Origin of the sequence: Henriciella algicola (genome assembly GCF_003576245.1) — a bacterium.
GTDB classification, from domain to species: domain Bacteria; phylum Pseudomonadota; class Alphaproteobacteria; order Caulobacterales; family Hyphomonadaceae; genus Henriciella; species Henriciella algicola.
In genome coordinates, this window is the sequence record NZ_QWGA01000008.1 from 317,523 (window position 1) to 342,364 (window position 24,842).

At 60.8% G+C, this 24,842-nt stretch carries 31 protein-coding genes; 16 read left to right on the forward strand and 15 right to left on the reverse strand.

The features are described from left to right. Nucleotides 1-22 precede the first annotated feature (22 nt). Complete coding sequence (locus tag D1222_RS14440) at nt 23-709, reverse strand: 50S ribosomal protein L25/general stress protein Ctc (protein WP_119454964.1); 687 nt, start codon at nt 707-709, stop codon at nt 23-25. Between the two features lie 201 nt (nt 710-910). Here D1222_RS14440 and D1222_RS14445 point away from each other — a divergent pair, with 201 nt between their 5' ends. Both D1222_RS14445 and D1222_RS14450 read left to right on the forward strand, forming a co-directional pair. Then, the gene (locus D1222_RS14445) at nt 911-1,312 is read left to right on the forward strand and encodes a BlaI/MecI/CopY family transcriptional regulator (RefSeq protein WP_119454965.1); all 402 of its coding nucleotides are present in this window, start codon (nt 911-913) and stop codon (nt 1,310-1,312) included. Continuing rightward, a complete protein-coding gene (locus D1222_RS14450) occupies nt 1,309-2,697 on the forward strand; it encodes a M23/M56 family metallopeptidase (RefSeq protein WP_119454966.1) in 1,389 nt (462 codons plus the stop codon). Before D1222_RS14445 ends, D1222_RS14450 begins: the two co-directional genes overlap by 4 nt. Before the next feature lie 76 nt (nt 2,698-2,773). Here the strand turns inward: D1222_RS14450 and D1222_RS14455 are convergent, their stop codons facing one another. From D1222_RS14455 to D1222_RS14485, 6 genes are all read right to left on the reverse strand, one after another. Further along, nucleotides 2,774-4,171 (reverse strand): NAD-dependent succinate-semialdehyde dehydrogenase, encoded by a 1,398-nt coding sequence (locus tag D1222_RS14455; protein WP_119454967.1) that lies wholly within the window; start codon nt 4,169-4,171, stop codon nt 2,774-2,776. A gap of 93 nt (nt 4,172-4,264) precedes the next feature. Continuing rightward, nucleotides 4,265-5,197, reverse strand: coding sequence for a ribose-phosphate pyrophosphokinase (locus tag D1222_RS14460; protein WP_119454968.1), 933 nt, complete (start codon nt 5,195-5,197; stop codon nt 4,265-4,267). A 225-nt stretch (nt 5,198-5,422) separates the two neighbouring features. Beyond that, complete coding sequence (gene pgeF, locus D1222_RS14470; RefSeq protein ID WP_233348796.1) at nt 5,423-6,202, reverse strand: peptidoglycan editing factor PgeF; 780 nt, start codon at nt 6,200-6,202, stop codon at nt 5,423-5,425. Nucleotides 6,203-6,211: 9 nt separating this feature from the next. Beyond that, nucleotides 6,212-6,868: a TetR/AcrR family transcriptional regulator gene (locus D1222_RS14475; protein ID WP_119454971.1), complete on the reverse strand. Its 657-nt coding sequence runs from the start codon at nt 6,866-6,868 to the stop codon at nt 6,212-6,214. 3 nt (nt 6,869-6,871) lie between these two features. Next, complete coding sequence (gene proC, locus D1222_RS14480; protein WP_119454972.1) at nt 6,872-7,678, reverse strand: pyrroline-5-carboxylate reductase; 807 nt, start codon at nt 7,676-7,678, stop codon at nt 6,872-6,874. Beyond that, nucleotides 7,665-8,168 carry a type III secretion system chaperone family protein gene (locus D1222_RS14485; protein WP_119454973.1) on the reverse strand — a complete coding sequence of 168 codons (504 nt, stop codon included), beginning with the start codon at nt 8,166-8,168 and terminating at the stop codon, nt 7,665-7,667. Before D1222_RS14485 ends, proC begins: the two co-directional genes overlap by 14 nt. Before the next feature lie 224 nt (nt 8,169-8,392). Here D1222_RS14485 and modA point away from each other — a divergent pair, with 224 nt between their 5' ends. The 3 genes from modA to modC are packed head-to-tail and all read left to right on the forward strand — an operon-like array spanning nt 8,393 to nt 10,940. Next, a complete protein-coding gene (modA, locus tag D1222_RS14490) occupies nt 8,393-9,172 on the forward strand; it encodes a molybdate ABC transporter substrate-binding protein (RefSeq protein ID WP_119454974.1) in 780 nt (259 codons plus the stop codon). Nucleotides 9,173-9,178: 6 nt separating this feature from the next. Beyond that, nucleotides 9,179-9,850 (forward strand): molybdate ABC transporter permease subunit, encoded by a 672-nt coding sequence (gene modB, locus D1222_RS14495; protein ID WP_119454975.1) that lies wholly within the window; start codon nt 9,179-9,181, stop codon nt 9,848-9,850. Next, nucleotides 9,840-10,940, forward strand: a complete 1,101-nt coding sequence (gene modC / locus D1222_RS14500; RefSeq protein WP_119454976.1) for a molybdenum ABC transporter ATP-binding protein — start codon at nt 9,840-9,842, stop codon at nt 10,938-10,940. Before modB ends, modC begins: the two co-directional genes overlap by 11 nt. Nucleotides 10,941-10,944: 4 nt before the next feature. On the opposite strand, the gene D1222_RS14505 is transcribed toward modC, so the two are convergent. Beyond that, complete coding sequence (locus D1222_RS14505; protein ID WP_119454977.1) at nt 10,945-11,184, reverse strand: accessory factor UbiK family protein; 240 nt, start codon at nt 11,182-11,184, stop codon at nt 10,945-10,947. An 88-nt stretch (nt 11,185-11,272) separates the two neighbouring features. Here D1222_RS14505 and lgt point away from each other — a divergent pair, with 88 nt between their 5' ends. After that, nucleotides 11,273-12,220, forward strand: a complete 948-nt coding sequence (gene lgt, locus D1222_RS14510) for a prolipoprotein diacylglyceryl transferase (RefSeq protein ID WP_119454978.1) — start codon at nt 11,273-11,275, stop codon at nt 12,218-12,220. Beyond that, on the forward strand, nt 12,217-13,266 hold the full coding sequence (locus tag D1222_RS14515) for a class I SAM-dependent methyltransferase (RefSeq protein WP_119454979.1): 1,050 nt from the start codon (nt 12,217-12,219) through the stop codon (nt 13,264-13,266). The genes lgt and D1222_RS14515 overlap by 4 nt, the downstream gene beginning before the upstream one ends. Here the strand turns inward: D1222_RS14515 and D1222_RS14520 are convergent. The 3 genes from D1222_RS14520 to D1222_RS14530 form a co-directional block, all read right to left on the reverse strand. After that, entirely contained in the window at nt 13,263-14,507 is a 1,245-nt protein-coding gene (locus D1222_RS14520) for a sensor histidine kinase (RefSeq protein WP_233348856.1), read from the reverse strand. The two genes, D1222_RS14515 and D1222_RS14520, sit on opposite strands and share 4 nt — an antisense overlap. 125 nt (nt 14,508-14,632) lie before the next feature. Then, complete coding sequence (locus D1222_RS14525) at nt 14,633-15,310, reverse strand: response regulator (RefSeq protein ID WP_119454981.1); 678 nt, start codon at nt 15,308-15,310, stop codon at nt 14,633-14,635. Next, entirely contained in the window at nt 15,307-15,783 is a 477-nt protein-coding gene (locus D1222_RS14530; RefSeq protein ID WP_119454982.1) for a MarR family winged helix-turn-helix transcriptional regulator, read from the reverse strand. Before D1222_RS14530 ends, D1222_RS14525 begins: the two co-directional genes overlap by 4 nt. 53 nt (nt 15,784-15,836) lie before the next feature. Between D1222_RS14530 and D1222_RS14535 the strand changes: the two genes are divergently transcribed. Then, nucleotides 15,837-16,727 carry a branched-chain amino acid aminotransferase gene (locus D1222_RS14535; RefSeq protein WP_119454983.1) on the forward strand — a complete coding sequence of 297 codons (891 nt, stop codon included), beginning with the start codon at nt 15,837-15,839 and terminating at the stop codon, nt 16,725-16,727. Here D1222_RS14535 and D1222_RS14540 read toward each other — a convergent pair. Together D1222_RS14540 and D1222_RS14545 are read right to left on the reverse strand one after the other, a co-directional pair. Continuing rightward, on the reverse strand, nt 16,724-17,620 hold the full coding sequence (locus tag D1222_RS14540) for a protein phosphatase 2C domain-containing protein (protein ID WP_119454984.1): 897 nt from the start codon (nt 17,618-17,620) through the stop codon (nt 16,724-16,726). The two genes, D1222_RS14535 and D1222_RS14540, sit on opposite strands and share 4 nt — an antisense overlap. Nucleotides 17,621-17,955: 335 nt before the next feature. Next, nucleotides 17,956-18,591 carry a peroxiredoxin gene (locus D1222_RS14545; RefSeq protein WP_119454985.1) on the reverse strand — a complete coding sequence of 212 codons (636 nt, stop codon included), beginning with the start codon at nt 18,589-18,591 and terminating at the stop codon, nt 17,956-17,958. On the opposite strand from D1222_RS14545, the gene D1222_RS15920 reads away from it, so the two are divergent. Next, a complete protein-coding gene (locus D1222_RS15920) occupies nt 18,590-18,718 on the forward strand; it encodes a hypothetical protein (RefSeq protein ID WP_267896094.1) in 129 nt (42 codons plus the stop codon). The two genes, D1222_RS14545 and D1222_RS15920, sit on opposite strands and share 2 nt — an antisense overlap. After that, nucleotides 18,715-19,233, forward strand: coding sequence for a SixA phosphatase family protein (locus D1222_RS14550; protein ID WP_119454986.1), 519 nt, complete (start codon nt 18,715-18,717; stop codon nt 19,231-19,233). Before D1222_RS15920 ends, D1222_RS14550 begins: the two co-directional genes overlap by 4 nt. Nucleotides 19,234-19,339: 106 nt before the next feature. Here the strand turns inward: D1222_RS14550 and D1222_RS15670 are convergent, their stop codons facing one another. Together D1222_RS15670 and D1222_RS15925 are read right to left on the reverse strand one after the other, a co-directional pair. Next, on the reverse strand, nt 19,340-19,534 hold the full coding sequence (locus D1222_RS15670; protein WP_147371892.1) for a hypothetical protein: 195 nt from the start codon (nt 19,532-19,534) through the stop codon (nt 19,340-19,342). A gap of 216 nt (nt 19,535-19,750) precedes the next feature. Then, on the reverse strand, nt 19,751-19,891 hold the full coding sequence (locus tag D1222_RS15925) for a DUF2256 domain-containing protein (RefSeq protein WP_119455187.1): 141 nt from the start codon (nt 19,889-19,891) through the stop codon (nt 19,751-19,753). An 87-nt stretch (nt 19,892-19,978) separates the two neighbouring features. On the opposite strand from D1222_RS15925, the gene D1222_RS14560 reads away from it, so the two are divergent. From D1222_RS14560 to D1222_RS14585, 6 genes are all read left to right on the forward strand, one after another. Beyond that, complete coding sequence (locus D1222_RS14560) at nt 19,979-20,968, forward strand: NAD(P)/FAD-dependent oxidoreductase (protein ID WP_119454987.1); 990 nt, start codon at nt 19,979-19,981, stop codon at nt 20,966-20,968. A gap of 46 nt (nt 20,969-21,014) precedes the next feature. Further along, entirely contained in the window at nt 21,015-22,457 is a 1,443-nt protein-coding gene (locus D1222_RS14565) for a glycosyltransferase family 2 protein (RefSeq protein WP_119454988.1), read from the forward strand. Between the two features lie 15 nt (nt 22,458-22,472). Continuing rightward, nucleotides 22,473-22,700: a hypothetical protein gene (locus tag D1222_RS14570; protein ID WP_119454989.1), complete on the forward strand. Its 228-nt coding sequence runs from the start codon at nt 22,473-22,475 to the stop codon at nt 22,698-22,700. A 71-nt stretch (nt 22,701-22,771) separates the two neighbouring features. Beyond that, nucleotides 22,772-23,143 carry a SnoaL-like domain-containing protein gene (locus D1222_RS14575; protein WP_119455188.1) on the forward strand — a complete coding sequence of 124 codons (372 nt, stop codon included), beginning with the start codon at nt 22,772-22,774 and terminating at the stop codon, nt 23,141-23,143. Nucleotides 23,144-23,273: 130 nt separating this feature from the next. Continuing rightward, nucleotides 23,274-24,488 carry an acyl-CoA dehydrogenase family protein gene (locus D1222_RS14580; RefSeq protein WP_119454990.1) on the forward strand — a complete coding sequence of 405 codons (1,215 nt, stop codon included), beginning with the start codon at nt 23,274-23,276 and terminating at the stop codon, nt 24,486-24,488. After that, nucleotides 24,488-24,838, forward strand: a complete 351-nt coding sequence (locus tag D1222_RS14585; RefSeq protein WP_119454991.1) for a hypothetical protein — start codon at nt 24,488-24,490, stop codon at nt 24,836-24,838. Before D1222_RS14580 ends, D1222_RS14585 begins: the two co-directional genes overlap by 1 nt. Nucleotides 24,839-24,842: the final 4 nt, after the last annotated feature.

Here is a 24,842-nt window from a genome sequence, read left to right on the forward strand (position 1 = left end):
AGCCAGCCCATAAGTTTGCGGACTATTCCTTGGATTCTTCTTCGCCTTCGCCTTCAGCGTCGCCTTCACCGTCCTCATCGGACTGGTTGATGGCTTCGACGTCGCCGGCTTCGGTTTCTTCCTCGGTCTCTTCGACGATCTCAGCCATCTTGCCGACGATGGTCGCGATGGTGAAGTCGCGGTCGGTGATGGTCGGCTCTGCGCCTTTTGGCAGAGTGATGTCGGAGATCTTGACGTTGTCGCCAACGTCGAGGCCGGTGAGGTCTGCTTCCAGAGCTTCCGGGATGCTGTCCGCGCGCACGTTTAGTTCGACTGCGAAGCGAACGATGTTGAGCGAGCCGCCCTTCTTGAGGCCTGGCGCTTCTTCTTCATTGGTGAAGTGGACCGGAACTTCGACCGCGATGACCTGGCTGGCCTTCACGCGGTAAAGGTCGACGTGCAGTGGCATGTCGGAGACAGGGTCGAGCTGGATCGCTTGCGGGATAACCAGCTGCTTCTTGCCGTCATGGACGAGGTTTGCGGTCGAGGTCAGGAAGTGGCCGGAATTGATGCCCTTGATGACTTCGTTGAGCTTGAGGTTCACGGCAACCGGATCTTCGCCGCCGCCATAGAGAACGCCTGGCACCTTGCCATTGCGGCGGGCTTCGCGTGCGCCGCCCTTACCGGTGCGCTCACGGATTTCGACGTTGAAATTAAGTGTATCAGCCATTTTGCTTCCTTTCGTCCTGAAGTCCGCCGCCGGTCTCTTTGCCGGTCAGTGACAGCCTGACAGGTACGGCCTCGCGCCGTCCTTTCTGAAGCTGGGGCCAATACACCAGCGGGCCTGCCTTCGCAACCGGCGAGCTGACAGGGGTTGACGCATGCGTGTTACAACTGTAACGACACTACAGATGTAACGCGGAAGCCCTTCATGTCGAAACCCAATTCCTCCGAACTTGTGATCCTGAAACAGCTCTGGGCGAAAGGCCGCCAGACAGCGCGTGAGATCCACGAAGCCGTCGGGCCCGAACAAGGCTGGCAGCTCTCGACCACACGGACTGTCATCAACCGGATGGAAGGCAAGGGCTGGGTGAAGCGCGACGGGGAAGCACCCGACAATGCTGCCTTCTATGCGGCCGTACTGGACCGGGTCGAAACGCTTGGTGGTCTGGTGCGCCAGCTGGCTCGGCAGGTTCTGGACCTGAAAGGCCCGCTGCCAGCGTCGCTCTTCGCAGATAGTCCGCATCTTTCTGCCGAGGAGCTTGATGAGCTCGACGCGATTATCAATGCGGCCGAGGAGCGGGCAGACGACAATACGGGCGGCAAGTCATGAGTGCGGCCTGGTTCATCACGCTGTCGCTGGTGTGGACGGGCGGCCTTGCCGGGCTGGCGCGGTTGCTGACAGGGCAGGCAGCTGGCGCCCGGTATGCGCAGCTTGTCTGGCGCGGCGCGGCCTGTCTCTCGCTTGCGCCTTGGCTGATCCTGGGCGTGCTGTCGCTCCTGCCGAGACGGTTTCCGGAAGGCCTGCCTGAAATCCCGTATCTATACCCTCTGTCTGAAACAGTTGAGACTGCGTCGACCGGGCTTCGCGCTGTGGTGGCTCGGCCTGACTGGAGCGTTGCCGAGGCGGCGCTTCTGGTCATCCTGATTACGGGATGGGGTGTTCGTGCGGGTTTGTCGCTTGCAGGGCAGGTGCGGCTGCAAAGGCTGAAAGCAGCCGCGGTGGAGGCAGACGAGAACGCTCTGGTTTCGCCGCGGAATATGCCGCCCCTGCGCATCATACCGGCCGGGTCGCCCTTTATTGCCGGGCTGTTGAAGCCTGCCATCTATATTCCAGAGGCGATGAAGTCGTCCGAGGACCGACGTCATGTCGTCATCCATGAATGTGTCCATATGGAGCGCGGCGACCTGATCACGCGTCCTTTCGAACGGCTCATCGCAGATATCTTCTGGTTCTCACCCTTTGCCTGGACGATCCGGCGCGAGCTCGACTTCTGGCGCGAGGCGGTGTGCGACGAGATTGCCGCTGAGCGTAGCGGCAACCCGATCGGCTATGCCCGGACGCTGGCACGCGCGGCCCGTTCCAGTACGCCGCTCAGAACCCTTCCCGTTTCAAGTTTCATCCTGCCCCGCAAAAGGAGCCTACCCATGCGATTGACCCGTATCCTCGATAAACAGCAAAAACGGCAAAGGCCGGTGCTCGCGACCGTCGCAGCCCTGCTTGCCCTATCGGCTGCTCCGTTTGCGGTCGGGCAGGGAAGTGCGCTTTCCTCCAGCATCACCTACACCCACCCGGTGCTGATTGAAGCGAGTGCCAAGGTGACGAGCCAGTACGGCATGCGCACCCATCCGATCAGCGGCAAAGAGCTGATGCATAACGGCATGGACATCAAAGGTCCGATGGGCACGCCGATCTTTTCGCCCGCAGAGGGCGAGGTCGGCTTCTCTGGCTTTAAGGATGGCTATGGCGAGATGATCGAGGTCATCTATGCCGACGGTTCGAAGCTCATCTATTGCCAGCTGTCGGAACGCCTTCTGGAGACTGGCGATACGGTTGCGGCTGGTGAGAAAGTTGGCCTGCTGGGCGCCAGCGGCCGGGCAACAGGACCTCACCTACATGTGGAATACTGGCGGCCCGTCACAGCGGCCGACGGGACGGTCGAAATGAAGAGCTTCGATCCAGCTTCGGTGGACGGGCTCGTCATCTATCAGAACTAGGTGACGCCTGAGCGCACAAAAAAAGGCCCTGCCGGAATGGCAGGGCCTTTCGCTTTTAAGGTGTAATGGTTCGGGCCTAGCCTATCACATTGATGGCTTTGGCGTTCACGAACTCTTTCATGCCGAAGCCGCCATGCTCGCGGCCATAGCCGGAATTCTTGACGCCGCCGAATGGCATGTTGGGCTGGGCGAGACCGAAGCCATTGATGAAGACCATGCCGGTGTCGAAATACTTTTCGGCAAGCTCGATGGCCTTTTCTTTGTCCTTCGTGAAGATGCCGCCGCCGAGGCCAAACCGGCTGTCATTGGCAATGCGCATGGCGTCGTCGGCATCCTTGGCACGGATCAGCGAGGCAACGGGGCCGAACAGCTCATCATCATAGGCAGGCTGGCCGGGTTCGACGTTGTCGAGGACGGTCGCTGGATACCACCAACCCTTCTGGTCCGGCTTCTCGCCGCCGCAGAGGATCTTGGCGCCTTTCTGGACGCTCTTCTCGACCTGCTCATGGAGGTCATCTCGAAGATCTTCGCGCGCCATCGGGCCGATATCGCCTTCATTCTTGGATGGGTCGCCCATCTTGACGTTTTTCATGGCTTCGACGAAGGCGTCTCGAAATTGGTCATAGACGGCATCGACCACGACGAAGCGCTTTGCCGCGACGCAGGTCTCACCGTTATTGAACACGCGGCCCGTCACGCACTGTTTGACAGCCTGTTCCATGTCGGCGTCTTCAAGAACGATGTAAGCGTCGTTCGAGCCAAGCTCGAGCACAGTCTTCTTGAGCTGCTCGCCCGCCTTCTTGGCAACGATGGCACCAGCGCCAGAGCTGCCCGTCAACGTCACACCGCGGACCAGCTTGTGCTCGATGACCTTGTCGGACTGGTCATGGCTGATCCGGAGGACGGTGAAGAGGTTCTTCGGAAGGCCTGCATCCTCGAAGATTTCTGCAAGCATAAGCGCGGAGCCGGTGACAGACTCGGCATGCTTCAGGAGGACGCCATTGCCCGCCATTAGGTTGGCGATGGCATAGCGGACGACTTGGTAAGCGGGGAAGTTCCATGGCTGAATGCCATAGATCACGCCAATCGGTGAATAGGTGATGACGCCCTTGCCGCCATTCGGCAGCTCACGCTCTTCATTCTTGAGCTCTTTCGGGCCGTTCTGTGCTGTCCAGTCACAGATGCCGACGCAGAGATCAATCTCCGCTTCGCCCTGATTGACGAGCTTGCCCATCTCATCGGTCATCAGCTTGGAAAGCTCAGACTTTTTCGCCTTCAGGCCTTCGCCAATTTTCTTGATGATTTCGGCGCGCTTCTCTGGCGCTTCGTGGCGCCAGGTCAGGAACGCTTCGTGGCATTGCTCGATCGCTGTCTCATATTCGCGGTCGGTCATCACCGGGTAGCGATCGAGTTCTTCGCCGGTCGCCGGATTAATGGTCGTGAGCATGTCGCCCAGTCTTTGACTGTCAGCCATTTCTTGGCCCTTCCTTCTTGCTGGATAAGTTACCTAACCAACACAAAGGGGGCAGGGCCGTTCCCGCCTCAAAGGGCGGTGCGACATTACAAATCAGTCGAAGAGTTTCGAGACACTCTCATTGTTCGCGATCCGCCGGATGGCCTCGCCGAGCAGCGGCGCAACAGAGAGAACGCGCAGGCTTTTGGACTGAAAGTCTTCCTCGGTCGGACGGATCGTGTCGCAGATGACGATCTCGTCCATGACGGAGTCTTCGATCCGCTTCACGGCATTATTAGACAGCACGCCGTGCGTGACATAGGCGCTGACGCCGACGGCGCCGGCATCTTTCAGGGCAGCGGCCGCATTCACCAGCGTGCCACCGGAGTCGCAGATATCGTCGACCAGGATGCAGCGGCGACCGGTCACGTCACCGATGATGTTCATCACTTCCGATTTGCCAGCTTCCGGCCGGCGCTTGTCGACAATCGCAAGGTCGCAGCCAAGACGGTTGGCAAGGTTACGGGCCCGCACCACCCCGCCAACGTCGGGGGAGACGACCATGAGGTCGGCGCCGTTGTGGGTCATGCGGATATCATTCTCGATGACCGGCATGGCGACGAGGTTGTCGGTCGGCACATCGAAGAAGCCCTGAATCTGCCCCGCATGGAGGTCCATGGTCAGGACGCGGTCGGCGCCTGCGGTGGAGATCAGGTTTGCGACCAGCTTGGCAGAGATGGGCGTGCGGCCATCGGTTTTGCGGTCCTGACGGGCATAGCCGAAATAAGGGATGACGGCCGTGATCCGCTCTGCCGATGCGCGGGCCAGCGCGTCGATAGCGATCAGCAGCTCCATCAGGTTGTCATTGGCGGGCTTGGATGTGGACTGGATCAGGAAAACGTCTTCGCCGCGGACATTCTCATTGATCCGCACGAAGATCTCATCATCGGCGAAATTCTTGATCTCCGCCTTGGAGAGAGGGCAGTCCAGATGGTCGGCAATTGCCTCGGCCAGGGGACGGTTCGCATTACAGGTAATGAGTTTCATCGCGGGGGCTGCCTTCCCTTGAGATCAGTTTCGAGGTGCTTGTGGCGCACGAGGGGCAGAGTCGCAAGAAAAAGGGTGCAGGTATTGGCCCTGCTGCGTCGCTCAGCTCAAAATATATCTGCTTCATCCTTCGACAGGCTCAGGATGAGGTGGAGTTTGATTGCGGCGCGGCAGAAGGCCTCATCCTGAGCCTGTCGAAGGAAAAGGCCTTTCAGAGGGGCAGTCCTACCCCTCCAGCATGATCACTGAGCCCTGACGGCCATAATCCGGTTCGCCGAAGTGATTGCGGCGGCGATTGGAGAAGTACATGTCTTCCAGCTCGCACGTGTCGTGGCCGATCACATCGACGAAGGCGAGGCCCGCCTTGACGAGGCGGTTCTTCACGAAGGTCTCGATATTGAAGTGGTAGCGGTCGCCTTCGCCCGGATGAAACAGGTTTCCCGCCCATGGGGCGCCGCTGAGGATTTCATCGCGAAATTCCGGGCCGACCTCATAGCTTTTCTGGCCGATGCAGGGGCCGACCGCGGCGTAGATGTCTTTGCGGTTCGCGCCGGTCTCTTCCATCTTGGCGATGGTCGCTTCGCAGATGCCGGCAAGCGCGCCTTTCCAGCCCGCATGGCAGGCGCCGATGACGCTCGCTTTCCTGTCAGCGAAGAGAACCGGCACACAGTCGGCGGTCAGGATGCAGAGCGCGATACCGGGTAGGTTCGTGACCATGCCATCGGCCTGCGGGCGGTCCGGTCCCCAAGGCATCGTGGCCAGGATCGCGCGGTCAGAATGGACCTGATAACAGGAGAGCATGTGATCGACTTCGCGCGTGCCGATCAGGTCTGACACCAGCCGCCTGTTGCGCATCACGGCTTTCGGTTTGTCATCAGAGCCGATGCCGAGGTTCAGGCTATCATAGATGCCTTCGGACGTACCGCCCTGACGCCCGAAAAAGCCGTGCTTGATGCCGTTCATTCCGGCAAGCCGGGGCGCGAGGACGTGAGGGATCTTGGTCAAGGATAAGGCCTAGCTTGGCTGGTGTTCTGTGGTTGGCTCGTCTGGCGCGGACGTCTGCAGGTCTTCGTCGTCCTTGTCACGTGACTTCCTGCCGAACCGGCCAGCGATCCAGCCTGCGCGCTCTTCCATCTTGCGAAGCTCACCGTCGAGCTTGGCCATGGTGCGCGAGAGATCGCTGCTGTCTTCCTTGCGCCAGGCAGTTTCTGCCTGCGCCAGCGCCCAGGCGATCGCCGTGGTGCGGATCGGTTTCGGAAAGTCGCCCGAGCCATCGAGGCCTGAGCAGGACAGCGCCCAGCTGGCAGTGGTGTGTCGGGCGGCGATGAGGTTCAGCAGCCGGGCAGGCTGTGTCTGGCGCCATTCGATCAGGGAGAGCATCGCTTCGCGGTGCTCTTCCATCCTGTCGAAACGCATCATGATGACGTCGAACAGCCGCGTACGTCGGGTCTCGTCTTCGCTGGTGGAGCCTTCGCTCATCGCTTCGTCGAGCCAGTCTTCGACCGCGTCAGAGATCTTCGCCTTGTCGGCGACGCCGTGAAAGTCTTTCAGCGACAGGCCAGCGCGCTCAGCGATTGCGCTAAGCGTCAGATCCCGCCAGTCGATGGTCTTTGCGAGTTCGAGCGCGGCCTCAACGCCCTTGTTGAGTAGGTCCTTGCGCGCGTCGCTCATGTGTCAGTCTCCTGAAAGCTCGCGGTCGCGCCGGATGGCTTCTGCGACCGCCTCCTTCATCAGAGATGGCATGCCCCCGTCCCGCATCAAGACGTCGAGCGCTGCCTTGGTGACACCGCCGGGCGAGGTGACGTTCTCACGAAGCATCGATGGCGGCTCATCGCTGTCCATCATCAGGGCGCCTGCGCCCTGCACGGTTTTCTGCGCAAGGCGGAGGGCAAGCTGCTCATCAAGGCCGTGAGCGACACCTGCGGCGGCCATGACTTCGGCAAGCAGGAACGCATAGGCGGGGCCGCAACCGGAAAGAGCGGTGGCAGCGGAAATCTGGTCCTCGCCGAGCGGGCCTTCGACGGCGCCGAGGGGCGTCAGCAATTCCTGAAGATAGGCGGTGTCATCGCTTGCTGCGTCTTCTGGCATGCAGAGGAGGGTCATGCCTTCGCCGACAAGGCCGGGCGTATTGGGCATGGCGCGCGCGACGCGGGACGTGCCGAGCTTCTTAGCCAGTGAAGACAGGGTGATGCCCGCCATGATCGACAGGACCAGCGTGTCCGGCCCGACAAAGGCGCGAAGGTCATCGAGGATCTTTGGAAAGACCTGCGGCTTTACCGCGACGATGAGGGTGCTGGCCGGGACCGGATCAGGGTTGAGGCTGATCTTGCCTGCGTCGTTCCAGGATTTCAGCTGGTTCGATGGTGCCGGGTCGTGGATGGCTATCGGGCCTGCATAGCCGGATTTGATCCAGCCACCCGCCAGTGCGGAGCCCATGCGACCACCGCCGACAAGCGTCAGGCCCGGCTCAGGCCTCGCCATCGGTTTCGAACATCGCTGCGTCGATGGCTTCTTCTGGTGTCTTGCCCGCCCAGATGACGAAGTTGAAGGCAGGAACGAACATGTTCACTGCGTCAGTGGCGGCTGCCATTACGGCGCGGATTTCGCCGGCTTCCGGTTCGACGCGGTCGAGCAGTGGAAGCGTGTGGCGGAAAAGAAGGACGCTGTCCTCGACCCAATAGTCGAAGTGACCAAGCCAGAGGCGCTCATTCGCCATCAGAACCAGCTTGGCGATCGCGTTCGAGCGCGCGGCGGTCGGCTTCAGGTCCAGCGTAATGGTAAAATGGAGGGCAGGCGGTTCGCGGCGCGACGCGATGAGCGCGCCCATCTCACCCCAGCGGGTCTGGGCGATGCATTGAATGGCGGCGTCGTCTTCGCGCTGGTGTTCCCAGCCTGCGTGCTCAAGACACGCTTCGACCATGTCGAGCGGGTCGCCATCCATATTATAGCTTTGTTCGAGATTGAGGCTCATCGGCGATTTCCTCCGAATCAGCGTGGCAGGCCGCCACTGGTCGAACGGTAACACGGGGCGGCTCCCCTGCAACCTGACTCCAAATTTCATTTGTGGAAGCCTTCCTGCTCACTCGCACGCCTTTGGACCCGTTTCAATTGATGAGCACAGCTATACGGAATGGGCGCGCGGCCGCTCGATCTGTATGCGTTGCTGACAGATATGCAGGGTGCTAGACGATTGAAATGTCGAGATTGCTCTGGATCAGACGTGCCGGGATGGCTTTCGCACTGCCTCTCGCCCTGATCGCGGGCTGCGGGCAGGCGCATCAAGGCGACGTGATGGTCGCGGTCGCCACCAACTTCCTCGATACGGCAAAAGTGCTCGAGGCGGAGTTCGAGGCAGAGACCGGTCTGGAGGTCATTCTTTCGTCAGGGTCGACCGGCCAGCTCTATTCGCAGATCGAGAATGGGGCGCCCTTTGACATCTTCCTTGCCGCCGATACAGACCGCCCGCGCCGACTGGTTGATGCCGGAAACGGCGTGGAGGGCACACAGTTTACCTATGCGACCGGGCGCCTGATCCTGTGGATGCCAGCGTCGCAGACGCCTGATTTCGATGGCGAGAATGAGCTTCGGGACGGGAGCTATCGCGCTCTGGCGCTCGCCAATCCGGCTCTTGCGCCATATGGCGCAGCCGCCGAGGAGACGCTGGTCTCTCTTGATCTGGCGAACGCCCTGTCGGACCGGATCGTCTATGGCCAGAATATTGGCCAGGTCTACGCACTCGTCGCCAGCGGTAATGCCGAGCTGGGCTTCGTTGCGGCGTCGCAGCTGGTGAAAGGTGAGGCAGGTGAAAAGGGCGGGGTGTGGAGCGTGCCGGGTGACCTTCATGCGCCGATCCGGCAGGATGTCGTCCTGATGCAGCGTGCGGCAGGCAATGAGGCCGCATTGCAGTTTATCGCCTTCCTTCGAAGCGACAGGGCGCTCTCCATCATGCGCGACTATGGTTATGAGGAACGCTGACCCGTGATGCCTGATCTTGGGCCGGTCCTGCTCAGCCTGCATCTGGCGGCGGTGACAACCGTGATCCTTCTCGTGATCGGTGTGCCGCTGGCCTACTGGCTTGCGACGACGCAGGCCCGTCTGAAGCCCGTGGTCGAGGCCGTGACGGCGCTGCCGCTAGTTCTGCCACCGACGGTGATCGGCTTTTATCTCCTGATCCTGATGAACCCGTCAGCGCCGCTTGGCGCGGCCTGGGTCAGCCTGACGGGCGGGACACTCAGCTTCTCTTTTGCGGGGCTGGTGTTTGCCTCTGCCATCTATTCGCTGCCCTTCATGGTGCAGCCGCTCCAATCGGCTTTCGAGGCAGTCGGGCGCGGGCCGATGGAGGCGGCGGCAGCGCTGCGGGCGTCGAGACTGGACGCCATCTGGACTGTGCTACTGCCGCAGTCGGCGCGGGGTATCCTGACGGCGTGCGTGCTGACCTTTGCGCACACAATCGGAGAGTTCGGCGTCGTGCTGATGGTCGGCGGCAACATCCCGGAACGTACACGGGTCATCTCCATCGCGATCTATGAGCACGTGGAATCCGTTGAATACGCTGAGGCGCATATTCTCTCGGCGGGGCTTCTGGTGTTTTCGTTTGTGACCTTGGTTGGCGTCTATGCCCTGAACAGGAGCTACCGCCTCCGTGTCAGCTGATCGCCTCTCTCTCGACATTGTGCTTGCTCGCCAGACGTTCAGCCTGAAGGTGCGCGAAGACGTGGCGCTGGAAGGTGTGACGGCAGTGTTCGGACCGAGCGGTAGCGGCAAGACGACCCTGCTGAGGGCGATTGCCGGGCTGGAAGCGCAGGGCGAGGGCCGTATCGGCTTCGGAGAGACTGTCTGGCAGGACAGTGCCGCGGGCGTCTTCGTTCCGGCGCATCAGCGCGCTGTCGCTTACGTGTTTCAGGACGCGCGCCTCTTCAGCCACCTTGATGTTCAGGGCAATCTCGATTTTGCGGCGAAGCGAGCGCGCAAAGCGGGGCGAAGCCCGGATATGGGTGCAGCCATTGCTACCTTCGGCATCGAAGGACTGCTGGAGCGCCGCGCGGTCTCTCTATCCGGCGGCGAAAGCAGGCGGGTGGCATTGGCGCGGGCGGTTCTTTCCTGTCCTGACCTCATGCTGCTAGATGAGCCGCTGACCGGCCTCGACAGGGCAGCACGTCGGGACATCCTGCCATTCCTGAAAAGCCTGCCAGAGCACTCGGGCTGCCCCGTCCTATATGTCAGCCATGACCTGGAAGAAGTGGCGGCGCTAGCATCCGGTATTGTCGTGATGGAGGCCGGGCGGGTGCTGGCGAACGGCCCGGTTGCCGAGATAGGCAGGAGCCTTGACCTCGGGCCGCTGTCTGAGGGCGCTGGGCCTGCGTCCTTGATCGAAGCGACGGTGGCGCGGATTGATGCCGATAGCGGCCTCATGGCGCTGGAGGCAGGTGGCGAAACTCTTCTTCTGCCAAATGTCGCTGGCGCGCGTCAGGGTGACAAGCTGCGCCTCTTCATCGATGCACGGGATGTCGCGATCGCCGTAGAGCGTCCGGGGCCGATGTCGATCCGGAATGTTCTACCTGCCCGTGTTGGCCGAATTGTCTCGAGCGATACGGCGGCGGACGCGCTGGTCGATCTCAAGATTGGCAGTGAGTTGATCCGCGCGCAGATCACGCGCCATGCCCTGTCAGAGCTGAAGCTTGAAACCGGCCAGCAGGTATTCGCCCTGATGAAGAGCGTCCGTCTGGCCGGTGATTTTCGCTAAAGAGCTATTTCTTCTCGAGTGCTTCGACGCGCGCTTCGAGCGCCTCGACTTTCTCAAGTGCACTGATTGCGATGGCCCGAAGAGCCTCGACTTCGTCACGCTCGACAAGGTCCATGTCCGCGATGAATTCGCGCACACGCGACTGAACGGCGGTGCGCGCCTCTTCGCCTGCAGAGCGGGCGGCGCCCATGGCGCCTGTCATCAGACCTGCGAGATCATCAAGCAGTGGATTTGTATTGGCCATGCGGTTACTCCTTGCCGCGACTAAGGGGAGAGACTAGCCGGTATCGGTCAACAGATAGGCGACGCCGCGCGACGGGAAAAGGCAGGCAATGCACGCACTCTATACAGCAGCGCTCAGTTTTCCGGAGTTCAATCCGGCGCTTGTCGAGATTGGAAGCTTTCCGATCCGCTGGTACGCCCTGGCTTATATCGCCGGTCTGGTCCTTGGCTGGCGCTATGCCGTGATGCTTGTGAAGCGCGAACGCCTCTGGGGCGGAACGAGCCCGGCAACGCCCGACGATATCGATGATATCCTGTTCTATGTGACGCTGGGCGTCATCCTTGGCGGGCGTATTGGTTACATCCTATTCTATCAGCTGCCCTTCCAGTTCGAGACGGTGCAGCGCGACCCGTGGAGCCTGCTGCGCATCTGGGAAGGCGGCATGTCCTTCCATGGCGGCCTGCTCGGCGTTGCGATTGCCATTCTGATCTCGGCAAAGATGCGCGGCGTGAAACTGCTGCCGCTTGCCGACATCGCGGGCGCTGTCGCGCCGATCGGCATCTTCTTCGGGCGCTGCGCGAACTTCATCAATGCAGAGCTCTATGGCCGGCACACCAATGCGTCGGTCGGCATGGTCTTTCCGGAAGCCAATACGGGCGGCACGCCGTCAGCCTATGACTGGCAGTCCAATGAGTGGATTTATTGCCGCGACCAGAACCCGGCCTTCCGTCTGTGTGAGCCGGAAATGCCGCGCCACCCTAGCCAGCTCTACGAGGCTTTCCTCGAAGGCCTGCTGCCATTCCTCGTCATCTCATTCCTGATCTGGAAGTTCGATCTCCTGAAGCGGCGCGGCCTCGCGGCTGGCATGTTTCTGCTCTTCTATGCGGCGGGTCGCACGATCTCCGAACAGTTCCGGGAGCCTGATAGCTTCACCATGGGCGTGCTGCCTGACTTCATCACGATGGGGCAGTTGCTGTCGCTGCCCATGTGGATCGGCGGGGCGTTCCTCGTCTGGCACGGCCTTAGCAAACCGCCGGCTGGCGCTGCGAGGGCATGACGGGACTGAAGGCAAAGCTGAAGACGCTGATCGAGGCGGGCGGGCCGCTGCCCGTGTCGGCCTATATGAATACCTGCCTGCATGACCCGGAATTTGGCTATTACGCCACACGGCCGGGCATTGGCCGCGACTTCATTACGGCGCCAGAGATCAGCCAGGTGTTCGGCGAGTTGCTGGGCCTCTGGAGCCTGCATGAATGGCAGGCGCTTGGCGGACCAGATCCGTTCGACCTGATCGAGGTCGGCGCTGGCCGTGGCACGATGATGGACGACATGATGCGGGCGATCGCCAGTGTCGGCGGGGGCGAGCGTTTTCGGCTGTCCATCAGCGAGGCAAGCCCGGTCTATGCGGCCGCCCAGAAAGCACGGCTCTCAGAGTTTCACCCCGACTTCCTTGGCGCCTTCGAGACGCTGGGTGAGCGGCCTTTTCTGCTTGTTGCCAATGAGTGGCTCGACTGCCTGCCTGCGCGCCAGTTCGTCAAGGGCGGCGAAGGCTGGCTGGAGCGGGTCGTCGGCCTGACAGACGCGGGCGACCTCACTTTCGGCCTTGCGACGGACAAGGTGGAGAAGCTGTCGGGTGAGCCAGCAGAGGGCCAGACCTCAATTGAGGTGCAGCCGGCGCTCGATACGCTTTGCGAAACGCTGGCGAACGCCTTTGCCCGCGCGCCGGGACGGGCGCTGCTGATCGATTATGGGCCTGCAGGCAGTGCGCCCGGAGATACGCTGCGCGCCTTCAAGGATGGGGCGCAGGTCGGGCCTCTCGACATGCCGGGGGAGAGCGACCTCACCGTCGATGTGGACTTTGCGCGGCTGGCCCGTCTGGCAGAGAAGCGCGGGCTTGAAGTGTCTGGCCCGGTCGAGCAGGGGCCGTTCCTGATGGCGCTTGGCGCAGAGGCGCGGATGCAGACGCTTATCAAGGCCAATCCGAACCGCGCTGAACAGATCTATGAAGGCGTGAAGAGGCTCGTCGATCCAGCTGAACTGGGAAGCCGGTTCAAGGTGATCTGCCTCAGCGCGCCGGGCCTTCCGCCGCCAGCAGGCTTCTAGGCAGGCAGACGCAGGCGCACCCGCAGGCCGCCAAGCGGGCTTTCCTCAAGCCGGATATCGCCGCCATGCTGGCGGGCCGTGTCACGCGCGATGGAAAGACCAAGGCCAGTACCGGGCACATTCTGGTTTCGCGAGTCATCGAGGCGGTGGAAAGGCTTGAAGGCTTCCTCGCGCTTTTCCTCAGGGATGCCGGGGCCGTCATCATCGACAATCAGTTCGGCCATATGCGGGCCTTCGATGACCTCGATCTCCACCTTCTCAGCAAAGCCCTGGGCATTGGAGATGAGGTTTGAAACGGCGCGCCGGATCAGCCCCTGTCGCGCGATGATCGTGACAGGCGTCGTTGCGCGGATGTGCGCCTGCCCGCCAAGGGCGGCCACGATCTCGTCGACCAGTTCGTCGAACCGGAAGGTGGCCGACTGTTCGCCTTCCTTGCCGCTCGCAAAGGCAAGGTACTCGTCCAGCATGACCGACATTTCCTGAAGGTCCTGACGGGCGTCCTGTATCTCCGGCGTGTCGTCCATCATGGCGAGTTGCAGCTTCAGCCGCGTTAGCGGTGTGCGCAGGTCATGGCTGATGCCGGCCAGCATTGTGGTGCGTTCTTCGGCGAAGGTCGTGAGGCGAGTGCGCATATCCATCACGGCGCGAGCGGCGTCACGGATCTCGGTTGCGCCAGATGGGCGGTAATTGCCGGCATCGCGGCCCCGGCCATAGGCCTTCGCCGCCTCGGTCAGCTTCAAGATCGAGCGGACCTGATTGCGCAGGAAGCCAAGGGCGAGGGCGATCAGGATGCCCGTGGCACCGATGACCCAGACGATGAAGATGTGGCCTGTGGTCGAGAACGTCCGGTCGCGTTCTGCAAGGAAGCGCAGGACATCGTCGCCGTCCTGCACGCGGATCTCGACCGTTTCGCCATAGCCGGAAATGTCAAACCAGAAAGGCTGGTCGAGCGACACGTCGAGCTCTCGCGAAAGAATGTCGTCGAGCGCGGAGAAGAAGAGTTCTTTCTGTTCGGTTGGCAGCGTCTCATTCTCAAGCACGGTGACGTCGAGCTGCATCGCTTCGCGCGCATCATCGCGCAGCATGTCGAACTGGCCGGGATACCTGTCGCGCAGGCCAACCATGAACTCGATCTCGCTCGCCATGGTCTGGCTCAGCTTGCGCGAGGTGTGGCGCCAGTGGCTGTCATAGAAGATGTAGGTCACCGCGCTTAGCAGCAGGATCACCGGCAGGATTACCATAAGCACCGACCGCGGATAGAGCCCGCGGGGCGTAAAGTCTCTTAAGCGAAGGCGAGGGAGGCGGGACATCAGCTGCAAGCCTTAGCGGCGGGCGGGCAATTGGCAAAGCGGCACATGTAAGCCGGTCAGTCAGGCATCAGGCGGTAGCCAATGCCGCGAACAGTCTGGATGTGGATTGGCTGGCGAGGGTCAGGTTCGATCTTGCGGCGAAGGCGTGTCACCTGGACGTCGATTGAGCGCTCGGTGCTGTTGGGTGACTTCGACGCCAGCTCCTCGCGGCTGACCGGTTCGCCCGCTTTGGCGGCGAGCATGGAGAGAAGCTGCAGCTCTGCCTCAGTGAGGCGGACACGCCGGGCACCGGAAGTCAGCTCCTGGTGCTTTGCATTGAAGACGAGGCCCGACATCTCGATTTCCTCAGGCGGCGGCTCGACATGGGTGCGCCGCAGGATGGCGCTGATGCGAAGGAGTAGTTCTTCAGGTTCAAACGGCTTGGAGAGATAGTCGTCCGCGCCAGCTTTCAGCCCTTCGATCCGGTCGCCTGTCTCTCCTTTCGCCGTTAGCAGCAGGACCGGGACGCGCTTGCCAGAGCTGCGGAGGCTCGCCAGCAGCTCTAGTCCTGTCTCCCCCGGCATCATGATGTCGAGAATGGCGAGATCGAAGTCGAACGTCGTCATCAGCTTGCGTGCGCTCGCAGCGTCGGCGGCAGCGGTGACCCGGAAGCTGTTGCGGGTGAGGTACTTCTTCAGAAGGTCGCGAATGCGGTTGTCGTCATCGACGACGAGAATGTGTTGGGCCTCACTCATTGGGTCAGGGCCTCCAGAACGGCGCGGGTGCCGGATACGGCGTTGGCGCCAGCGTCGCGGTATGCTTCGCGCAGGGCAGAGCGCAACTTGTCCACAAGCGGACGCAGCATCTGTTCGCCCTCAGCAGACAGGGTCAGCCGGCGGCGCCGGGCATCGCGGCCACCTTGTGTTTTTACGACAAGGTTCTTCTTGTCGAGCTCCCCCAGAAGCCGCGCAATTGTCGGCGTTGTCGCGCCCATCTTGTCGCGCAGTTCCGTCACTGTCAGGCCAGGTTCAAAGCGGATCGTCATGAGAAGCCGCAGCCCTGATGCGTTGAGGCCTGTCTGGCGCTGCGCCTTGCGCGTGATGTCGCTGATAATGCGCTCACTGGCGAGCAGGAGTGCAATACCGCTATCGAGCTCTTCCTCCCTGAGAAAAAGCCGCGGATCGACACGAGCGCTTTCGCCTGTCTTCTGGTTGACTTCGGATGCCACAGTCTGAGAATGGAGCCTCTTTCGAGTATAAGTTCAAGCAAGGACAAGAAATAATGGCCGACGCCTCCACACCGTATCACGACCGCGATGGATACATCTGGATGGACGGCGAATTCGTACCGTGGCGTGAGACGACGATTCATGTCCTGACCCACGGCCTACACTATGCGTCGTCCGTATTCGAGGGTGAGCGTGCCTATGGCGGCCATATCTTCGAATCGCGCCGGCACACTGAACGTCTTCACCGGTCCGCCAACATCCTCGGCTTTGAGCTTCCTTACACGGTCGATGAGATCGAGAAAGCCAAGCACGAGACGCTGGCGAAATCCGGTCTTGAGAATGCCTATGTGCGCGCCTTTGCGTGGCGCGGCTCAGAGATGATGGGCGTCTCGGCCCAGAACAACAAGATCCACGTCGCGATCGCTGTCTGGCACTGGGGCGACTATTTTGCCGACAAGATGAAGGGCATTGCGATGACGCATGCCCAGTGGCGCCGCCCGGACCCGAAGACAGCCCCATGCGAAGCCAAAGCGGCTGGTCTTTACATGATCTGCACCCTGTCCAAGCACGCCGCAGAGAAAGACGGGTTCGCCGATGCGCTGATGCTCGACTATCGCGGCCATGTGGCAGAGGCGACGGGCGCGAACATCTTCTTCCTGCAGGACGGCGCGCTGCACACGCCAACGCCTGACTGCTTTCTGAATGGCATTACGCGCCAGACGGCGATCAAGCTGGCCAAGGCGCGCCAGATCGAGATCGTTGAGCGGACCATCATGCCGGATGAGCTGAAGAATTTCTCCGAATGCTTCATCACGGGCACCGCCGCCGAGATCACGCCGGTTCGCCAGATTGGCGATGTGAAATACAAGCCGGGCAGCGTCACCGAGGCGCTTGTCACGGATTACTCCGATCTCGTGAACGGCAAGATCAAGATGCCGGCCTAGGCCACTTCGCCTGAAGGTGCGTCTGAAGCTTCCAGACGCACCAGCACGGCGCTCGCATCGTCTTCCTGCTTCACGCGCGGCGCGGCCGTGCGGTCCGGGTCGCCTGCCTCGAGCGCACGCAATTCTTCATAGAGCGGATCGAGCCCGCGCTGGAGCGCTGCGTCGAGCAGCCTTTCGGGCGTATAGGCGTGGAAGTGGTCGATCAGCCGCGCAAAGCCGTCTGTCATCATCAACAGGTCCGCAGGGCTGCGCAGGCACAGCGTGCATTCGGTAATGTGGCTTGCCGCCTCTGGCGCAATCGAGAAAACCCAATAGCCATCGGGCTTGTTCATGCGGCTACGCTGTTGCTGCAGGAAGGCGCGCAGCTCGTCTTGAGCTGTCTCGCTTTCATCGCCGTGAAAGGCAGCAAAGCGGTCCAGCATATGCGCATCGCCGCCGCTGGAGAGGTCGCCGATAATGTGAAGCAGTCCGGTCGCCTCGCGCACGATCGCGCTGCAATCGCCAAGGCCGGAAAAGCGGATATGGACGCGGTGGCCGCTCTGTTCCCAGCCGCAATAGAGCGCGGCGGCGGACGGAATGGCGAAGTCAGGCACGGTGGAGGGGGATGCCTGCAGCAGGTAGTCGTCGCGCACCCGTCCGATGATGCGCCGAAGGGCGACGCGGATCGGCTCGGACGTCTGGGGCAATTCAGCGAAATGCGTGTCGAGCTGGGCAGCCAGCCAAGCGGCATCGCTGCCTTCAGTACTGACATAGGTCTGGTCGCTGACCCCGGTTGCCCCATCAATCACCCAGGCATGCCCTCGCGATGCGCCCTCAGCACCGTTGGCGCGGTCATCATTGGGCGAGATTCCGCCCGCGCGGGATAGGGATTGAATGAAGTCGAGGGCCGCCATGATTCGCGTATGACGCGATTCTTCGACAGATTTACGTCTGAGACGTGAAGGTTTTCTGTCACGGCCGACGGGGCGCCGTTTTGGTCAGCGCGTGCTGATGTGTTAGGCTTGGGGTGCGAGAGAGGGAGTTAGCTATCCGACAGAAAGCGAAATCAACGCCGCGCGCACAGGGCGCCTTGAAGCGTCTGCAGACCATCAGGGCGGTCTATGATGCGCCTGATCGCGTCCGACGTAAATTCGGGCTGAAGCGTCGCCGCCTCAGCCCGAGTCAGAAATTGATCAGAATGTTTAGCCGATCATTCGGCTGACGGCATCACGGCCAGCCCAGGTCCGGTTTACTTGTTCGGCTGCGCCGTGGTGCGCAGATAGGGCTTGATCGTCTTGTAACCCTTCGGGAACATCTTGTCGGCGTCCTCATTGGACACGCTCGGCACAATGATCACGTCTTCACCATCCTGCCAGTTCACTGGCGTTGCGACCTTGTAGCCGTCGGTGAGCTGAAGCGAGTCGATCAGGCGCAGGATCTCATCAAAGTTACGACCGGCGCTAGGCGGATAGATGATCGAGGCGCGGATCTTCTTCTTCGGGTCGATCACATAGACAGCGCGCACCGTCACTTTCGCATCCGCATTCGGATGGATCATGTTGTACAGCGTCGCGATCTTCCTGTCCGGGTCGGCGATAAGGGGAAATTCCACTTTCGCGCCCTGGGTTTCCTCGACATCCTTGATCCACTCCTTGTGATCCTCAAGGCTGTCTGCAGAAATGACGATCGCCTTTGCGCCGCGCGCAGCCAGCTTGTCTTTCAGCTTAGCCGTATAGCCGATCTCCGTCGTGCAGACCGGGGTGAAGTCTGCCGGGTGGGAGAAGAAGACAACCCAGTCATCCCCGATCCAGTCGTGGAAGCTGATATTGCCTTCGGTCGTTTCGGCGTCGAAATCGGGTGCTGTATCACCTAGCAGAAGGCTCATGGCATTCTCCGTTGATTGCTATATCTTCGCCACACAAATTGGCGTCGACGGGCTGGAGGACAAGTTCAGGGTGCTGATTTCGGTCTTTAATTTTACTAAGGCCAAGCTGGCCGTCGAGCACGCATGAAACGTCTTATCCTGCTTCGCCATGCCAAGACCGAGCTCTGGAATGAGGGCGTTTCGGACCGGGACCGCAAGCTTGTGGCTCGCGGGCACAAGGATGCCGAAGCGATTGGCGATGAGCTGAAGGCGAGAGGCTGGGTGCCGGACGCAGCGCTTGTCTCAACCGCCCGGCGCACGCGGGAGACATGGCGCCATCTGCACGACTTTTTTCCGGGCTGCGAGGCGACGCTTTCAGACGCGCTTTATCTCGCCAGCGTGCCGACCATTATGGACCAGGTTTCTCTGGCGGCACCGAAGGTCTCTACACTTCTTGTGGTGGGGCATAATCCGGGCATGCACGAGACGGCGCTGTCGATCCTTCAAAAGGCTGGAACGTGCGATGACGCTGCTGCCCGCAAGCTTGGCGAGAAACTGCCAACTGGCACGGCTGTACTTTTCGAGTCCGAAGAGGACGAAGCTTTCATCCCGGTTCACTTCAGGATGATCGGCTGGATAAGGCCAAAATTTCTTCGTGCCTAAATGTAGAACCGCCCTGCCGGGCGGGGCAGGGCGGTCAGTTTTCAGGGCCCCGACAGGAGGGGCGCGATGAGAGTGAGAGTTCCTGCCGGGGTTGCCTGAAGCTTGATCAGACGCGTCCGGCAAGCCTGTTCTGGCGGCGGCGACGCTGGACCAGAAGAGTAGGCTTCCAATTTCCAGCATTGTCGTTAGCGGCCTTTCCGGACACGCGTCCGGCGGTGCCTGCGAGCACCGGCGTCATGCCGGTTCTGGTCGCAGTCTGTTCCAGACGGGGTTGGCGGGTCTGGGAGGCGAGCGGTTGCATCTGATATAACTCCTTCGTTGCAAGTTTCCGGTCTTCTTGTGCCGGTTGGTTGGTTGTCTGCCGGGGCGGGTTTGTCTCTGTGCCGCCGACGAGATTGATCTAGCAACGAAATTATTGCTTTTCAATAAGCAATTATCGAAAAACAATGCGATTTCTTAAAATCTGTATATGATTCAGGGGGATAAAAATTACTGTTTTTCGATAAACAGGCTTGCGTCAGCCCTTTTTGGCTTCGCCGCGGCATCGTTTGGAACAGTAAATCACCTCGTCCCAGACCGATTCCCACTTCTTGCGCCACGAAAAGGGGCGCTGGCAGACCGGACACGTCTTCTGCGGAAGGTCGCTCTTGCGGACCATTTTGTTGGAGGTGCGTTTTCTGTCTGACATGAACCTTGCCTTCCTCGCCGGTAAACTAGGTCTTTGGCGGGAGCAGGAGAAGTCGCAATGACGATAGCAATCATCGGTGCAGGTGTCGCAGGCCTCAGCGCAGCCGCAAGTCTGAAGGCCGCAGGCCGCGAGGTCGTCCTCTTTGATAAGGGGAGGGGCGCAGGCGGGCGTCTGTCGACCAGGCGTGCCGCGTCTCCAATCGGAGAGGTCCGCTTCGATCATGGTGCGCAGTTCTTCACCGCGCGCGACGAGGGTTTTCGCAGACTGGTAAACGACCTCGAAAAGCGCGGCCACGTCGCAAAGTGGATGCCGAGGCGTGTTTCCCTCTCGAAGACGGACGGGTTCTGGACTGCAGCGGCGCTCCAATCAGACGATGACTGGTATGTCGGCGCGCCGTCGATGAATTCACTCGTCAAGGCGATGGCGGAAGGCCACGAGGTGCGCTGGGGAGAGCGGGCGACTGCGCTCTCGATCCGCGAGGATGGGCGATACGTACAATTTGATCCGTCCAGATGGCAGGGGCCGTTCGATGCAGTCATTCTCGCCGTTCCCGCTGAGCAGGCAAAAGATCTTCTGGCTGAGACGAACGCCGAACTTGCCAGTGACGCTGCTGCATCGGAGACCGCGCCGTGCTGGGCGGCGATGCTGGTTTTCGATAGGCCTCTAGAGACAGGATGGGACGTCGCCGAGGTCGCAGGCTCGCCTCTGGGACTTGCGGTTCGCAACAGCTCCAAACCGGGGAGAGGAGATGAAGAAACCTTCGTCCTTCACGCCACGCCAGAATGGACCCGGGCAAATGTCGACATGGCCAAGGACGATGTCGCTGCTGAGCTCAGCCGTCTCTTCTGTGAGATGACGGGCGCAGATACGCCTTTGTTCGCTGCTGCCCATCGCTGGCTCTATGCGAAAACAGAGACACCTGCCGCCAGCTCCTTCGGCTGGGATGAGAGGCAGCGCATCGGTGTAATCGGCGACTGGCGAATTGCGCCGCGTATCGAGGCAGCGTGGCAAAGCGGTCACGCACTCGCCCGCGTCTTGACTGATTGAACAGCCGCAACCTTGAATTAAGCAATCATATTGCTTCTATCCGCCCATGCGAGTGGGGGGACAGGAAGACAATGTCGTCTGGTTGGATCCGGGCGAACCCAAGCCGGCGGCTGGCGCGCCGCGGCTTCTGGAGGCGCTTGCCTTCTCGCAGGCCCTTCCGCCCATCCTCAGCGCCCGTGAGCGCCTGACCAGATGGCAGTGGGAAATCTTCGGCGCGTTCCTGACGTTGGTGATCATCATGCTCCTGCTGTGGCCCGTCCTCCTGGGGGTGGCCGCGAAAGTTGTATTCTGGTTGCTCTTCTCGCTGACGGTCGTCTGGCGGCTGGCCCTGACAGTTGTGGGCGCGCTAGAGCGGGTTGCGGGGGCGCGGCAGCCTCCGCTCACGGATATTCCAGATGATGAGTTGCCGATCTATTCGGTCCTGATCGCGCTTCGTCATGAGCGGAACATGATGGAGCAGCTGGCGGCCAGTCTGAAAGCTATCAACTGGCCAGCAGAGCGCCTCGATATCCTTCTGCTGATCGAGGAGGATGACGTGTCGACCTATGAAGCGGCGATGGACGCGGATTTCCCCGTCGGAACGGTCTGCGTCACCATCCCGCCCGGTGAGCCGATGACGAAACCGCGCGCATTGAATTATGGCCTCGCCGCAGCCTTGGGCGAATTCATTACGGTCCTCGACGCTGAAGACCGCCCGCACCCCGATCAGCTGCGCGAAGCATATGCCGCATTCTCACAGCGGGGCGACGGTGTGCGCTGCGTGCAGGCGCCGCTTATTGCCAGCAATGGCGCCGATGGCTGGCTGCAGGCCCAATGGACGCTTGAATATGCCGTACAGTTCGGCCTGCATGTTCCCGCACTGGCAAGTCTCGGACTGCCGGTCATGCTGGGCGGAACGAGCAACCATTTCCGCCGCCACGATCTCATCGCGTTTGGCGGTTGGGATGCATGGAACGTGACAGAAGATGCGGATCTCGGGATACGGATCGCACGCCTCGGTGGGCGGACCGCAACGATCCGTTCCGGAACGGAAGAGACCGCACCTGAATCGCTGCCCATCTGGACCAGCCAGCGCAGCCGATGGATCAAGGGCTTCGTCCAGACCTGGCTCGTCTGCATGCGCACGCCTGTCACCCTAATGCTCGAACTTGGGCTGCTCCGCTGGGTGAGCCTTCAACTTACGCTGGGCGGCGCGATCGTAAGCGCGTTCCTCTATGGGCCGATGGTTCTGATGATTTTGCTAGGGACGCTGTTTCCATCCCTATTCAACTACACACCGGTGGACTTCGGCCTGTTCATGGCCGGGATGACGGGCTGCGTCGTTGCAGACTGTCTGGCCCCCGGAAAGTGGACGGTGTCACGCGTCATCGCAATCGTCACGCGGCCATTCTACTGGCCGCTTATGACAGTGGCGGCGGCAAAAGCAGTAATCGGGCTTGTCCTGCGGCCTTTCTACTGGGCGAAGACGCCCCATATCCCTTCGGCATAAACCCTTGGGACTTTCATGCTGGACTGGATCGTATCCATCGGGCTCATCGCCCTTTTTGGCGCCGTCATCGTCTACTCAAACCTGCGCCTCGGAAAACCGCGCCGGGACGGACGGCCGAACAAGCTGCCATGGGGCTTCATCATGGTGTTCTGCGTCCTCGGCATATTCCTGATGGTCGTGCATTTGTTCAACCTTGCAGGTTTTGAGACCGGCCCGGAACACAGCCTCCTCGGGCGCTTCTAGCTCCTATCCAGTTTGTGCTTGCCGGAATTTCGTTTCGGGTCTAGAACAAAGTGAGAACATGAGAGATGGAAATGAGCAAAGATTCATTGAGATCCGTTGGTGAGACGCTCGTCGCGGCAAATAATGATGGCAGTTACAAGGATCTGATCAACACGATCTATGCCGCCGATTGCGTGTCGGTCGAGGCAGCCGCGCCGCCCGGCGGGAGCGCGGAGGCGCACGGCATTGAGGCCATCAAGGGCAAATGGGCGTGGTGGGAAGACAATCATGACGTCCACGATACTGAGGCTGTTGGTCCGTACCTGCATGGTGAGGACCGTTTCGGCGTCGTTTTCAGCATTGATGTGACGAACAAGGCCTCCGGTGAGCGTGTGAAGATGCAGGAAATTGCTCTCTACACAGTGAAGGACGGCAAGATCGTGCGCGAGGAGTTCTTCTACTAGGCAGGAATTTGGCGTCATTCTTCGACGATGCGTCAGATCGGCCTTGTCGCAGCGTCGGGTCGTGACGCAGAGCGCGGCAACGGCTATGTCACTATCAGATACGACAGGATAGCTTGAGGGAGCCGAAACAATGCCATTTGACGCGCCATCCGATCCAGATGCCTTCCGCGAGAAAGTTCGCGGCTGGCTCGAGGAAAACTGCCCGGAATCCATGCGCACGCCGATGCCGGAAGACGAAGTCGTCTGGGGCGGTCGCCGTGAGAAGTTCAAGAACCCGGACTCCAAGGTCTGGCTTGAGCGTATGGCCAACGAAGGCTGGACGGCCCCGACCTGGCCAAAGGAATATGGCGGCGGCGGTCTGACCCGCGAGCAGGCCAAGATCCTTGAGCAGGAAATGGCACGCATCGGTGCACGTACGCCGCTCTTTTCGTTCGGTCTCTGGATGTTTGGTCCGGCCCTCATTGAATTCGGCAATGAAGAGCAGAAGAAGCGCTTCCTGCCTGATATTGTCCATGGCCGGACGCGTTGGTGTCAGGGCTATTCCGAGCCAGGCGCCGGCTCTGACCTTGCAGGTCTGCAGACCAAGTGTGAGGACAAGGGCGATCACTATCTGATCAACGGTCAGAAAGTCTGGACCTCCTATGCGAATGAGGCCGACTGGATTTTCTGCCTCGTGCGCACCGACAATACGGTGAAGCATGAGGGGATCAGCTTCATCCTGTTCGACATGGAAAGCGAAGGCGTTGAGACCCGTCCGATCAAGTTGATCTCCGGTTCGTCGCCTTTCTGTGAGACTTTCTTCTCTGACGTGAAAGTTCCCAAGGACCAGCTGGTCGGCGAGGTGAATGGCGGCTGGAAGATCGCCAAGCGCCTGCTTCAGCATGAGCGTTCCTCGATCTCGGCAAGCGGCTTCGGCTCGACCCGTGGCACTGGCATGTTGGAGCTTGAGGAATATGCAAAGATCCACGTCGGCACGGATGGCGATGGAAAGCTTCTCGACGGTGACCTGCGCGGCCGCATTGCGGACCACCAGATGTATGCCAAGGCGTTTAATCTGACCGTGCAGCGCAGCCAGCAACAGGCTAAAGCTGGGCAGGAAGTCGGCCATACCGCCTCCATCATCAAATACGCTGCGGCAAAGATGAACCAGGACAAGCACGAACTGATGGTCGAAGCGCTCGGGACTGAAGGGCTCGGCTGGGAAGGCGAAGGCTTTGACCGCGGCGCCAAGATGGTGACCCGTGGCTGGCTTCGCTCCAAGGGCAACTCGATCGAGGGCGGCACGAGCGAGATCAATCTCAACGTGGTTTCCAAGCGCGTCCTCGGCCTGCGGGACCACCAGTAATGCGCGCTCTGATCGCCGCTGGCATGGTGCTGGCCATCGCGCCAGTCGCCACAGCCGACCCGGCCGCAAAAGGCTGGTGCTTCAAGCATCCCGCCGCTGATGCACAGGCGAACATCTTCGCGACGACGCTGAGCGAAAGTTCAGGCGTAAAGAAGCTGGTCTTCACCGATGCTGAAGAGCACCAGAACACTTTTGACCTGAATGCTGTCGGCGTGAACGAATACGCGCTGAAAGGCGGTCGGGATGGCGACGGCGTCATCTTCCGCGCTGACGGCCACCTGGAAATGTATGACTCGGATGGCGCGAGCGGATCTGCCGCGCCCAGCACCGAGCAGGACTGTATAGGATAAGAGA

Excerpts from the sequence above, each read along its gene's own strand:
- D1222_RS14505 (WP_119454977.1), bottom strand. The coding sequence starts at position 11,184 with ATGGCCAATACAAATCCACTGCTTGATGATCTCGCAGGTCTGATGACA.
- D1222_RS15925 (WP_119455187.1), bottom strand. The coding sequence starts at position 19,891 with ATGGTCCGCAAGAGCGACCTTCCGCAGAAGACGTGTCCGGTCTGCCAG.
- modB (WP_119454975.1), top strand. The coding sequence starts at position 9,179 with ATGCCTGATCTTGGGCCGGTCCTGCTCAGCCTGCATCTGGCGGCGGTG.
- D1222_RS14560 (WP_119454987.1), top strand. The coding sequence starts at position 19,979 with ATGACGATAGCAATCATCGGTGCAGGTGTCGCAGGCCTCAGCGCAGCC.
- D1222_RS14540 (WP_119454984.1), bottom strand. The coding sequence starts at position 17,620 with ATGGCGGCCCTCGACTTCATTCAATCCCTATCCCGCGCGGGCGGAATC.
- D1222_RS14580 (WP_119454990.1), top strand. The coding sequence starts at position 23,274 with ATGCCATTTGACGCGCCATCCGATCCAGATGCCTTCCGCGAGAAAGTT.
- D1222_RS14460 (WP_119454968.1), bottom strand. The coding sequence starts at position 5,197 with ATGAAACTCATTACCTGTAATGCGAACCGTCCCCTGGCCGAGGCAATT.
- D1222_RS14525 (WP_119454981.1), bottom strand. The coding sequence starts at position 15,310 with ATGAGTGAGGCCCAACACATTCTCGTCGTCGATGACGACAACCGCATT.
- D1222_RS14520 (WP_233348856.1), bottom strand. The coding sequence starts at position 14,507 with ATGGTAATCCTGCCGGTGATCCTGCTGCTAAGCGCGGTGACCTACATC.
- D1222_RS14485 (WP_119454973.1), bottom strand. The coding sequence starts at position 8,168 with ATGAGCCTCAATCTCGAACAAAGCTATAATATGGATGGCGACCCGCTC.
- D1222_RS14475 (WP_119454971.1), bottom strand. The coding sequence starts at position 6,868 with ATGAGCGACGCGCGCAAGGACCTACTCAACAAGGGCGTTGAGGCCGCG.
- D1222_RS14575 (WP_119455188.1), top strand. The coding sequence starts at position 22,772 with ATGAGCAAAGATTCATTGAGATCCGTTGGTGAGACGCTCGTCGCGGCA.
- modA (WP_119454974.1), top strand. The coding sequence starts at position 8,393 with ATGTCGAGATTGCTCTGGATCAGACGTGCCGGGATGGCTTTCGCACTG.
- lgt (WP_119454978.1), top strand. The coding sequence starts at position 11,273 with ATGCACGCACTCTATACAGCAGCGCTCAGTTTTCCGGAGTTCAATCCG.
- D1222_RS14515 (WP_119454979.1), top strand. The coding sequence starts at position 12,217 with ATGACGGGACTGAAGGCAAAGCTGAAGACGCTGATCGAGGCGGGCGGG.
- D1222_RS14445 (WP_119454965.1), top strand. The coding sequence starts at position 911 with ATGTCGAAACCCAATTCCTCCGAACTTGTGATCCTGAAACAGCTCTGG.
- D1222_RS15670 (WP_147371892.1), bottom strand. The coding sequence starts at position 19,534 with ATGCAACCGCTCGCCTCCCAGACCCGCCAACCCCGTCTGGAACAGACT.
- D1222_RS14585 (WP_119454991.1), top strand. The coding sequence starts at position 24,488 with ATGCGCGCTCTGATCGCCGCTGGCATGGTGCTGGCCATCGCGCCAGTC.
- D1222_RS14545 (WP_119454985.1), bottom strand. The coding sequence starts at position 18,591 with ATGAGCCTTCTGCTAGGTGATACAGCACCCGATTTCGACGCCGAAACG.
- D1222_RS14550 (WP_119454986.1), top strand. The coding sequence starts at position 18,715 with ATGAAACGTCTTATCCTGCTTCGCCATGCCAAGACCGAGCTCTGGAAT.
- D1222_RS14440 (WP_119454964.1), bottom strand. The coding sequence starts at position 709 with ATGGCTGATACACTTAATTTCAACGTCGAAATCCGTGAGCGCACCGGT.
- D1222_RS14450 (WP_119454966.1), top strand. The coding sequence starts at position 1,309 with ATGAGTGCGGCCTGGTTCATCACGCTGTCGCTGGTGTGGACGGGCGGC.
- D1222_RS14455 (WP_119454967.1), bottom strand. The coding sequence starts at position 4,171 with ATGGCTGACAGTCAAAGACTGGGCGACATGCTCACGACCATTAATCCG.
- D1222_RS15920 (WP_267896094.1), top strand. The coding sequence starts at position 18,590 with ATGGCATTCTCCGTTGATTGCTATATCTTCGCCACACAAATTGGCGTC.
- D1222_RS14565 (WP_119454988.1), top strand. The coding sequence starts at position 21,015 with ATGCGAGTGGGGGGACAGGAAGACAATGTCGTCTGGTTGGATCCGGGC.
- D1222_RS14535 (WP_119454983.1), top strand. The coding sequence starts at position 15,837 with ATGGCCGACGCCTCCACACCGTATCACGACCGCGATGGATACATCTGG.
- proC (WP_119454972.1), bottom strand. The coding sequence starts at position 7,678 with ATGGCGAGGCCTGAGCCGGGCCTGACGCTTGTCGGCGGTGGTCGCATG.
- D1222_RS14570 (WP_119454989.1), top strand. The coding sequence starts at position 22,473 with ATGCTGGACTGGATCGTATCCATCGGGCTCATCGCCCTTTTTGGCGCC.